Origin of the sequence: Dolichospermum sp. UHCC 0259 (assembly GCF_009711935.1) — a bacterium.
Lineage (GTDB): Bacteria > Cyanobacteriota > Cyanobacteriia > Cyanobacteriales > Nostocaceae > Dolichospermum.
On sequence record NZ_VIKX01000104.1, the window covers coordinates 1 to 9,024 of the forward strand.

Annotated in this window: 15 protein-coding genes; 11 read left to right on the plus strand and 4 right to left on the minus strand. The window is 37.4% G+C overall.

Translation table 11 applies throughout. The annotated features are described in order from the left end of the window. Window positions 1-33 precede the first annotated feature (33 nt). The 5 genes from FJR05_RS27910 to FJR05_RS08090 all read left to right on the plus strand — a co-directional run bounded on the left by FJR05_RS27910 (window position 34) and on the right by FJR05_RS08090 (window position 2,575). On the plus strand, window positions 34-435 hold the full coding sequence (locus tag FJR05_RS27910) for a PIN domain-containing protein (protein WP_371416859.1): 402 nt from the start codon (window positions 34-36) through the stop codon (window positions 433-435). 375 nt (window positions 436-810) lie between these two features. Then, window positions 811-1,179 carry a papain fold toxin domain-containing protein gene (locus FJR05_RS08075; protein ID WP_168643639.1) on the plus strand — a complete coding sequence of 123 codons (369 nt, stop codon included), beginning with the start codon at window positions 811-813 and terminating at the stop codon, window positions 1,177-1,179. A 23-nt stretch (window positions 1,180-1,202) separates the two neighbouring features. Continuing rightward, window positions 1,203-1,544 carry a hypothetical protein gene (locus FJR05_RS08080; protein ID WP_168643640.1) on the plus strand — a complete coding sequence of 114 codons (342 nt, stop codon included), beginning with the start codon at window positions 1,203-1,205 and terminating at the stop codon, window positions 1,542-1,544. A gap of 351 nt (window positions 1,545-1,895) precedes the next feature. Continuing rightward, complete coding sequence (locus tag FJR05_RS08085; RefSeq protein ID WP_371416858.1) at window positions 1,896-2,168, plus strand: hypothetical protein; 273 nt, start codon at window positions 1,896-1,898, stop codon at window positions 2,166-2,168. Beyond that, window positions 2,165-2,575 carry a PIN domain-containing protein gene (locus FJR05_RS08090; protein ID WP_168643641.1) on the plus strand — a complete coding sequence of 137 codons (411 nt, stop codon included), beginning with the start codon at window positions 2,165-2,167 and terminating at the stop codon, window positions 2,573-2,575. Before FJR05_RS08085 ends, FJR05_RS08090 begins: the two co-directional genes overlap by 4 nt. Window positions 2,576-2,889: 314 nt before the next feature. Here FJR05_RS08090 and FJR05_RS08095 read toward each other — a convergent pair whose 3' ends face one another. Beyond that, on the minus strand, window positions 2,890-3,183 hold the full coding sequence (locus FJR05_RS08095) for a HigA family addiction module antitoxin (RefSeq protein ID WP_168634468.1): 294 nt from the start codon (window positions 3,181-3,183) through the stop codon (window positions 2,890-2,892). A gap of 16 nt (window positions 3,184-3,199) precedes the next feature. Further along, a complete protein-coding gene (locus tag FJR05_RS08100; protein ID WP_063872057.1) occupies window positions 3,200-3,478 on the minus strand; it encodes a type II toxin-antitoxin system RelE/ParE family toxin in 279 nt (92 codons plus the stop codon). 191 nt (window positions 3,479-3,669) lie between these two features. Here FJR05_RS08100 and FJR05_RS08105 point away from each other — a divergent pair, with 191 nt between their 5' ends. The 5 genes from FJR05_RS08105 (at window position 3,670) to FJR05_RS26875 (ending at window position 5,619) form a co-directional block, all read left to right on the plus strand. After that, a complete protein-coding gene (locus FJR05_RS08105; RefSeq protein WP_027401152.1) occupies window positions 3,670-3,933 on the plus strand; it encodes a type II toxin-antitoxin system ParD family antitoxin in 264 nt (87 codons plus the stop codon). Between the two features lie 2 nt (window positions 3,934-3,935). Next, entirely contained in the window at window positions 3,936-4,262 is a 327-nt protein-coding gene (locus FJR05_RS08110; RefSeq protein WP_254446823.1) for a type II toxin-antitoxin system RelE/ParE family toxin, read from the plus strand. Window positions 4,263-4,641: 379 nt separating this feature from the next. Then, window positions 4,642-4,863, plus strand: coding sequence for a ribbon-helix-helix domain-containing protein (locus FJR05_RS08115; RefSeq protein WP_017803783.1), 222 nt, complete (start codon window positions 4,642-4,644; stop codon window positions 4,861-4,863). Then, a complete protein-coding gene (locus FJR05_RS08120) occupies window positions 4,821-5,192 on the plus strand; it encodes a type II toxin-antitoxin system PemK/MazF family toxin (protein ID WP_228039348.1) in 372 nt (123 codons plus the stop codon). The genes FJR05_RS08115 and FJR05_RS08120 overlap by 43 nt, the downstream gene beginning before the upstream one ends. A 280-nt stretch (window positions 5,193-5,472) precedes the next feature. Then, window positions 5,473-5,619 (plus strand): hypothetical protein, encoded by a 147-nt coding sequence (locus FJR05_RS26875; RefSeq protein WP_217385549.1) that lies wholly within the window; start codon window positions 5,473-5,475, stop codon window positions 5,617-5,619. Between the two features lie 302 nt (window positions 5,620-5,921). Here FJR05_RS26875 and FJR05_RS08130 read toward each other — a convergent pair whose 3' ends face one another. Next, the gene (locus FJR05_RS08130) at window positions 5,922-7,484 is read right to left on the minus strand and encodes an NAD(P)H-quinone oxidoreductase subunit N (RefSeq protein WP_168643642.1); all 1,563 of its coding nucleotides are present in this window, start codon (window positions 7,482-7,484) and stop codon (window positions 5,922-5,924) included. A gap of 247 nt (window positions 7,485-7,731) precedes the next feature. Here FJR05_RS08130 and FJR05_RS08135 point away from each other — a divergent pair, with 247 nt between their 5' ends. Then, window positions 7,732-7,881, plus strand: coding sequence for a hypothetical protein (locus FJR05_RS08135; protein ID WP_168643643.1), 150 nt, complete (start codon window positions 7,732-7,734; stop codon window positions 7,879-7,881). A 108-nt stretch (window positions 7,882-7,989) separates the two neighbouring features. Here FJR05_RS08135 and FJR05_RS08140 read toward each other — a convergent pair whose 3' ends face one another. Beyond that, window positions 7,990-8,994 carry an ATP-binding protein gene (locus tag FJR05_RS08140; protein ID WP_254446825.1) on the minus strand — a complete coding sequence of 335 codons (1,005 nt, stop codon included), beginning with the start codon at window positions 8,992-8,994 and terminating at the stop codon, window positions 7,990-7,992. Between the last annotated feature and the right edge of the window lie 30 nt (window positions 8,995-9,024).

Consider the following 9,024-nt stretch of genomic DNA (forward strand, 5'->3'; position numbering starts at 1 on the left):
ATTTCTCCATAAAGGGAGCGGTAGAACCATAAAATTTTTCTTGATAGTAATCTCTGGATTTATCTCTATGCTAAAAATCCGCCAGAAAAATCCCAGCAAGTTGCAGAAATCATCAAAAATAATTCTTCATCCCTGTTAGTTAGCACTCAGGTTTTAGGTGAATTATTTCATGTTTTAACTAGAAAAAAATTCACATCAAAAACAGATGCAATTACAATCATATCAGATATAGTGAATACTTTTTCGATTCAGGCAATCAACACAACAGAAGTTATACAAGCATTAGAAATCAATGCAAAATATAACTACTCTTACTGGGATAGTTTGATTATAGCTACAGCTTTATTAAGTGACTGTTCCATCATTTACTCAGAAGATATGCAACATAATCAACTAATAGAGAATAAGGTAAGAATTATCAATCCATTTGTTTGATTTCATATCTTTTTAATTCCTGTAGGGTGGCTTAACAACAATATAAGCCACTATTAAAAACCCTGTATCTGTTCACATTATCTCACTCAAGCATTACTAGGGATTAGTAGAGCGATAGCGAAGCGCTGCTGCAAGCAGTTCGCACCTGAAAAGCTTACCCTGTATCTGTTTACATTATCTCACTCAAGCATTACTAGGGATGTTTAGGGCGATCGTGTAAATATTAACCTCACCTGATAATTGTCACCCGAACTAAATCAAATCCTATTTTGTGCTTTTTCTAGTTTACAATGTAAAAAATAACTTAATACTCCCTTAACTATCAATGAGTAGTAATCAGGGTAGAAATATTAAAATTTGACAACGGGAGTGATTTTGAATAAAGAGGATATCATCTATCAACAAATTATAGCAATTGCCAGTAGTTACGGAATTTTTGATTGTATACCCTGTGCTAGAGCAATTAAAGAGTTTTTAATCAGACAAAGTATTCATGGAAAACATATTAAAATAGATACAAATTCTCAAGATCCAATTTATGGCAGAATTTATGATGATAGTATTGGAGAATTGATTGCTACCACTGGTCATCATGAAGGTGTTATAATTGAGATAAATGACGGAGAACTTGTTTTTGACAACATCCACCATCAAGGCATTACCCGATTAAACTGGATACAGAATCTCTATTCACCTATTTTAGATGCAGGATTAGAGTTTCAAATCACAGAAACTTACTTTTAACCTATAAATTTAGTGAGTGAAAAATGGATAATCTCTACAAATTACTGCAAAAGATCAAAAAAAGACCTGCAATGTATATAGGTAAAAATTCTATTTTTAACCTCCAAGCATTTTTAGATGGATACTATTTTGCCCGTCGAGAAATTGGTATTCCCTTAACAGCAGAAGAAACAGAATTTCAAACTTTTTTGCAATGGATAAGACACAAATTTAATGTAGAAACAGGTCAATTATGGTCAAGTATTCTTCTTTTCCATTCAGCCGATGAAAAAAGCGCAGTAGATAGATTTTTTACATTGTTTGAAGAATTTTATCAAAATCAGAAAAATCACGAAACAGCAAAAATTGATGAATTAGTTTCATGAAAATGAAAATTAATGCGTAGGTTGGGTTGACACAAGGAAACCCAGCAATACCCATCATTAATAACAGTACATTACAATCCGAAAACCTTACCCTGTATCTGTTTACATTATCTCACTCAACCATTACTAGGGATTACTGGAGCGATAGCGAAGCGCTGCTGCAAGCAGTTCGCACCCTAAAAGCTTACCCTGTATCTGTTTACGTTATCTCACTCAAGCATTACTGGGGATTAATGGGGCGATCCTATCGTGTAAATAAGATAAGACAATAGAACCATGACAGATACACCTGGAAACATTCACCTCACCTGAGAATTATCACCCGAACAAAATCAACTATCTGTTAACATAGTGAATGATAGAATTAACAGCAAAGTAATGATTCAATTACAACAATTGCAAGAACAGGTATTAAAATTACCAATCAAAGAACGCTGGAATCTTGTCCAAACCGTACTAGCATCAATTCAACAAGAAACCCTATCCTCTATTCCTCCTCAACCCACCCTAGAAACCTTATCTGAACTTGACCCCTGGACACAAAGCCTAATAGGTGTAATTAGCTTAGAATCAGAAAATCCAGAAGAAAGTTATGTTAATTACCTAGAGGAGAAATATAGTTGAAAAAAGTATTATTTGACAGCGATGTTTTGCTGGATATTTTAGCACAGCGTCAACCGTTTGTTGTTGCCTCAGCACAAGCATTAAATACAGTCATGAAAAAGCAGGTGCAAGGCTTTGTGTCAGGACACGCTGTCACGAATATTTTCTATATTTTACGCCGTCAAATTGGTAGCGAAGCAGCACGTAAATTAATAGAAAATTTATTGCAACATATTCAAATTGCCAGCGTTACACACGAAGTTATTCACCAAGCTTTAAAAAGTCCAATTAAAGATTTTGAAGATGCGGTGACAAGTGCAGCCGCAATGTCCGCAGGTTTAGAAATAATAGTAACACGAAATAAAGCCGATTTTGTGGAGTCTTCAATACCAGCAATGTTGCCAGAAGAGTTATTGAAAATGCTTTGAAAAGTAGGTTAGGTTGACATAATGAAACCCAAAAATACCACCATTAATAACACTAAATCGCATCCCGAAAACCTTACCCTGTATCTGTTTACGTTATCTCACTCAAGCATTACTGGGGATTAATGGGGCGATAGCGAAGCGCTGCTGCAAGCAGTTCGCACCTGAAAAGCTTACCCTGTATCTGTTTACGTTATCTCACTCAACTATTACTAGGGATTAGTAGAGCGATCATGTAAATAAGAGAAGACAATAGAACCATCACAGATACACCGCCGAAACATTCACCTCACCTGAGAATTATCATCCGAACTATTTTAACTAATTTCAATAGGTGAGATATTTTTCCATTCTTCAGATTCATTTTTTGCACACCAAAGGTCAAACTTTTGTTGAAGATTTAACCACAGTTCCGGCGTAGTTTGAAAAGCATTTGCTAACCGCAAAGCAATATTAGGTGTTACACTTGCACGTTCATTCACAATTTCCGAAACCGTCTTTCGAGACACACCCAAAATATTAGCCAGTTCTGTCACCGTCATATTTAAAGGTTCTAAATATTGACGTTTAATCAAAGCACCAGGATGTCTAGGTTTTCTGTTAGTATTCATATTCATATTCATAATCCTAATGATAATCCTCGTAATTTACGTCGTAAGCATCCCCATCTTCAAAAACAAAAGTTAAACGCCAATTACCCGAAACTGTAACTGAATATTCACCTTTCCTATTTCCTATTAATTGATGAAACTTAGAACCAGGAAAATTCATATCCTCAGCTACAGATGCAGCATCTAGTCTATCTAATAAATCTAACAGTTTTTCAGCATGATTTGGATTAACTCCACTTCTATTATCATCTTCAAACAGCTTTCTTAACCCCTTATGCTTGAAATTTCTGATCATAAGTAAAATAACAATATTTACTGTAACCTATAAGGTTACACTTGTCAATCCACAATATACGCTAAATTTGGTAATTTTGAAAACTCATTGATTAGTATTTACAATAATTTACAAATCATCATCACCGTTATCATGGCAGAAAATGACAAAAACCGCCATAATATAAAAAAGTATATTCAAGAAGTCACATTATGAAAAGTATGAATATTTCCTTACCTGACACGATGCGCGATTATATAGAAGAACAGGTAGCGCAAGGTGGTTACAGCAGCGTCAGTGAATATTTTCGGGAATTAGTGCGACAAGACCAAAAACAAAGAGCGAACGAACGACTACAAACCATGCTCTTAGAAGGATTAAACTCTGGAAATGCAACAGAAATGACAGCACAAGATTGGGAAGATATTCGTCAAGCAGTTCGTGAGAAAACTAACAAACGTCAAAGTGCAATTTAGCCATGATGTTTGCAATTAAAAAAAGACCTCAAGTTATCCGTGACTTGATAGATTTAGCTACCTACATAGCAGAAGATAGTTTAGACGTTTCCGACCGCTTTTTAATAGCAGCAGAAACAACATTTAAACAATTAGCTAAAACTCCAGCTATGGGGAAATTAACAGATTTTACCCATCCCGATTTAGCAGATATTCGACAACAATCAATTAAAGGATTTAGAAAATATCTTATTTTTTATCGTATCACTGAATCGGAAATTGATATTTTGCGAGTTATTCATGGTGCAAGAGACATTGAAACAATATTAGATGAGGATTTAGAAATATGAGTAATTAGGTTGGGTTGACGTAAATAAACCCAACAAAACCCACTATTAATAACACTAAATCGCACCTAAAAACCTTACCCTGTATCTGTTTGCATTATCTCACTCAACCATTACTAGGGATTAGTAGAGCGATCGCGTTCGCGGAGCGTCCCGGAGGGAACTAGCGCTGCTGCAAGCAGTTCGCAGCCCGAAAAGCTTACCCTGTATCTGTTTACGTTATCTCACTCAGGCATTGCTAGGGATTAGTGGAGCGATTGTGTAAATATTCACCTCATCTGAGAATTATCACCCGAACTAAATCAAATCCTATATTTACAAACTACTAGACTAAAAATATCAAATTAAGCTATACTACTTATAGTATGACTGTGGGTAGGATATGGCTAAAATCTCAATTTCATTGCCAGATGAACTACTAAATTACATTGACCAAAAAGTTGAAAACCGTAGTGCATTGATTGAAAATCTCTTGAAACAATGGCAAGAAAAACAACAAGATGAAGCACTAGCCGCAGCTTGCGCTTTGGTTGATGAATTAGAATTAGGTTGGGAAAGTGAATGGCAAAACATAGCGATTACCGAATGGGAAGCATCTGGATAGTAACATTTGATCCATCTGTAGGTACAGAAATTCAAAAAACTCGTCCAGCACTGATAATTTCTGGGACTTTGTTTAACAACCAACGCAGCAAAGTCACAGTTTTACCTTTTACTTCCGTAAAACCGAATAACCCCCGCATTTCACCTGCGGTAGTTGAAGTACCTACATCAGCGCAAAATGGACTTTCTGTGGATAGTCTTTTAATCTGTGTTGAACCCATGACTTTTGACAAAATTCGTTTAACTCAACAATTAGGAGAATTAGAAGCAGAATTACTAGAACAAGCTCAAAATATTTTGCGGAGATATCTTAGTTTAAACAGCAATTAATCATTTTTGATTGATTCAGTTCATATTATCTCACTTAACCATTACTAGGGATTACTGGGGCGATCATGTCAATATTCACCTCATCTGAGAATTATACTCAACACGGCTTAATTACTTGATTTTATGGGTAGGGGTTTAGCTCATGCTTTACCCCTACAAATCTGGGGTTTTCGTAATTTTACAAAAGTCCATATCTCAACCGTTTTTAGTATATCAACCAGGGCGTAGTTTATAATAGGATCATACGGAAAAAATTTACTCAACTTAGGAGTTAATCATAGTGATAAACATTGCCGAAATATCTCAAGATATTGACTTACCAGAAGAAGCGCAAATCTTACTCCTGGATTTTATTCAATTACTAAAAAAACGTTATCCACAACCAGAAAATCATCAACAAAAAAGTATCTATGAAAAATTTGATTAAATTGGATTAATTGGTTGTTGTGCTGTGGAAGAAAATTTATCAACCACATATAAAGAAGCTTTATCTAATACATTATCAAATAAATATAATCATCGTTGATACAGGATTTTGGTTAACAATGGATTTAGCTGATGCTTCCCTAGTAATTTTTAGAAATAGACATTCGCTGGGGCTAAATTGTGTCTCTAAATATGTCTGATAAAATACAGGCAATTATTGCTGTTTAACAACAAAAATGGGTAATTGAATATTGAAGATCAGCTTCATTACCAATTACCCATTAGCAATTATTTAAGAATAAATTACAATTCCTGTGACTCCTTATTTGTAATAACACTAACTTGTGTACTGGCAACTTTTGCTGCTTGCAACATGGGAGTGTTAGTAACGGAATTGTTAGCCAAAGTAAACAAGGGATTGGATAAAATTCCAGAGATAGTAGTAGCTATTAAAGTTACTATCAAACCCACTTGTAAAGGTCTAAGTCCGGGTAGATCCCAACGAACTTGAGGATAATTCTTCACCACGTCGGACATTTCTTGGGGTTCTTTGACTACCATCATTTTAACTACACGAATGTAGTAATAGATGGAAACCACGCTGGTAACTAAACCGAGTAAAACTAACCAGTAAAGACCAGCTTGCCAACCTGCCCAAAATAGGTAAATCTTCCCGAAAAATCCGGCTAGTGGGGGAATACCACCCAATGATAATAGGGAGATACTCAAACCCAGTGTTAAAAGTGGGTCTTTTTGATACAAACCGGAGTATTCAGAAATTTGGTCTGTTCCTGTTCGTAGTGAGAATAATACTACACAGCTAAAGCCGCACAGGTTCATAAACAGGTATACCAATAGATAGAAAATCATACTGGAATAGCCGGCATCAGTTCCCGCAATTAAGCCAATCATCACAAATCCAGCTTGGGCGATAGATGAGTAAGCTAACATCCGCTTCATGCTAGTTTGGGCTAGGGCAACAACGTTACCCAGTACCATACTCAGCACAGCAAGGGCTGTGAAGACAAATCTCCATTCATCTGCCACGACAGGGAAAACGGTGGTTAAGAGACGGATAGCCAGGGCAAATCCGGCGGCTTTAGAACCAACGGATAAAAAGGCGATAACTGGAGTTGGTGCGCCTTCATAAACGTCTGGTGTCCATTGGTGGAAAGGTGCAGCGGAGATTTTGAAACCAATACCCGCAATTACGAAAACCAGGGCAATTACTAAACCTAGAGATTGACCAATATTTGCTGTAGCGATACCTTGAGCGATCGCACTTAATTCTGTTTGTCCACCGGATAAACCATACAACAGCGAGACACCATACAAAAATACCGCTGTACTGGAAGCACCAATTAACAGGTATTTCAACGCTGCTTCATTGGAACGAGGGTCACGTTTTGTATAACCTGTCAACAAATAAGAGGAAATACTCAGGGCTTCTAGAGAGATGAAAATCATCACTAACTCATTAGCACCGGATAAAAACATTCCTCCCAAAGTCGCAGTCATCAAAATGGCAATAAATTCCGCTAAAGGCGTACCACTTTGTTCAACGTAGCGAATTGACATTAATATTGTTGATATTGCTGACAGGGCGATAATCCCCCGAAAGACTATACTCAGGTCATCACCGTTAAAACTACCAGTAAAGGCAATGGGGTTAGTTGTATCCCATTGGAAGTATAGAGCGATAATCGCGGCTGTTAAACCGAGCGTAGCTAGATATCCAATCCAGCGAGCAGATGTCCGTCCCAAAATCAAATCAACAATCAAAACCCCCAAGAGGGTAATCATGACGATTCCCTCTGGTAAAATCGTTCCAGCATTTAACTGGGATGCAAAATTAGCAAAATCCATGAGATATATAGGTTTTAGCGATTAAACATGATTGGCTAACACAAGTTTATTCTATCTATACTTCTTGACTAAAATTGCATTGATCTTTCTATCTTTAACAGTTGGAAATTCGTATATTTGATTTTAGCTATCCGCAAATGTACCGCAATAACTCAAAATAAACAGTCGAGTACATAACTGAACTGTTCAGAGTGGGGTGATTTTCTGGAAAGAGTTAATGCCGTAAAGATTAACCATCATTTTCTGAATGAGTGCTTTTTTCATCCTGTTGTCAAGTTTTATTAACTTTCATGACGGGCTTCGCTATCGCCTCAACTCAAAATCAAAATATCATAATATTGTCCGCTTTGACGATGGGTTATATGGCGATCGCCTATCAGATATCGCTTCAGTATAACGGTCTAGTTAAGCCGCCACAGTTAATTTAAATCTTTACAGCTTGCTTTCGTGGGTAGAGATTAGTCCAGATGGGGAATACTGCTATAGCTCAAACCAATGCCAAAAATTAAGGCTCTGTCAAGTAGGCGTTGATTTTTGTGACTAGCTGTTTCAGTGACACTGGTTTACTGAGATAGTCATTTGCGCCCATCGCAATGCAACGATCTCGATCGCCAGACATTGCCAGTGCGGTCAATGCAATGATCGGCGTATCGGCTAACTCAGGAATTTGGCGAATGCGCTGGATGGTTTCCAATCCATCCATGTCTGGCATTTGAATATCCATTAAAATTACATCGGGGTGAGTTTGTTGAGCTAAGTTGATCGCCATGCGACCATTGTGGGCGACAACCAAGCGATAACCCTTCATACTTAAATATTCAACAAACATAGTGATATTTGCCTCATTATCTTCGGCTAGTAAAATTAATGGTGTTTCAGCGATCGCATCTGTGATTGCCTCGGTGGTAGATGGAAGCGGAGGCTCTGGTACAATGGATGACTCACAGAATGGCATGATCGGAAGTGCGATCGTAAAGCAACTGCCCACACCTAATTCACTGGTTAATCTGACTTCGCCGCCATGTAGTTCCACTAAGTGCTTAACGAGAGCTAAACCCAATCCTGAGCCGTTGTAGTTACGATTGAGGGCGCTCTCAACCTGCACAAAAGGTTGAAACAGCCTTTTAATTTGATCTGGCGCAATTCCAATGCCAGTATCAACAACGCTAATCTCTAGGGTGTCGCAGGGCATTCCCTCAAAGTTTATATTCTCGGCATTATCTAGAAACGGTATATAACTTACTTTTAGGCTGATTTTGCCGCCGTCTGGTGTGAATTTGACGGCGTTATTGAGCAGATTGATTAGAACTTGCCGAATCCGCCGCTCATCAATGGTGAAGGGGGGTAGGTTGGCAGGAATCTCTGACTCCAGTTGAATATTTTTGCTGAAGGCTTGTTGCTTAATAAAGACCAAACTTGATTGACAGAGGGCTTCGACATTACATGGTTGACAAGACAGCTTAATTTGTCCTGCTTCGATTTTTGCCACATCCAGAATATCGTTAATCAATTCTAGTGGTCTGTCAGTTTTCTATTTGTG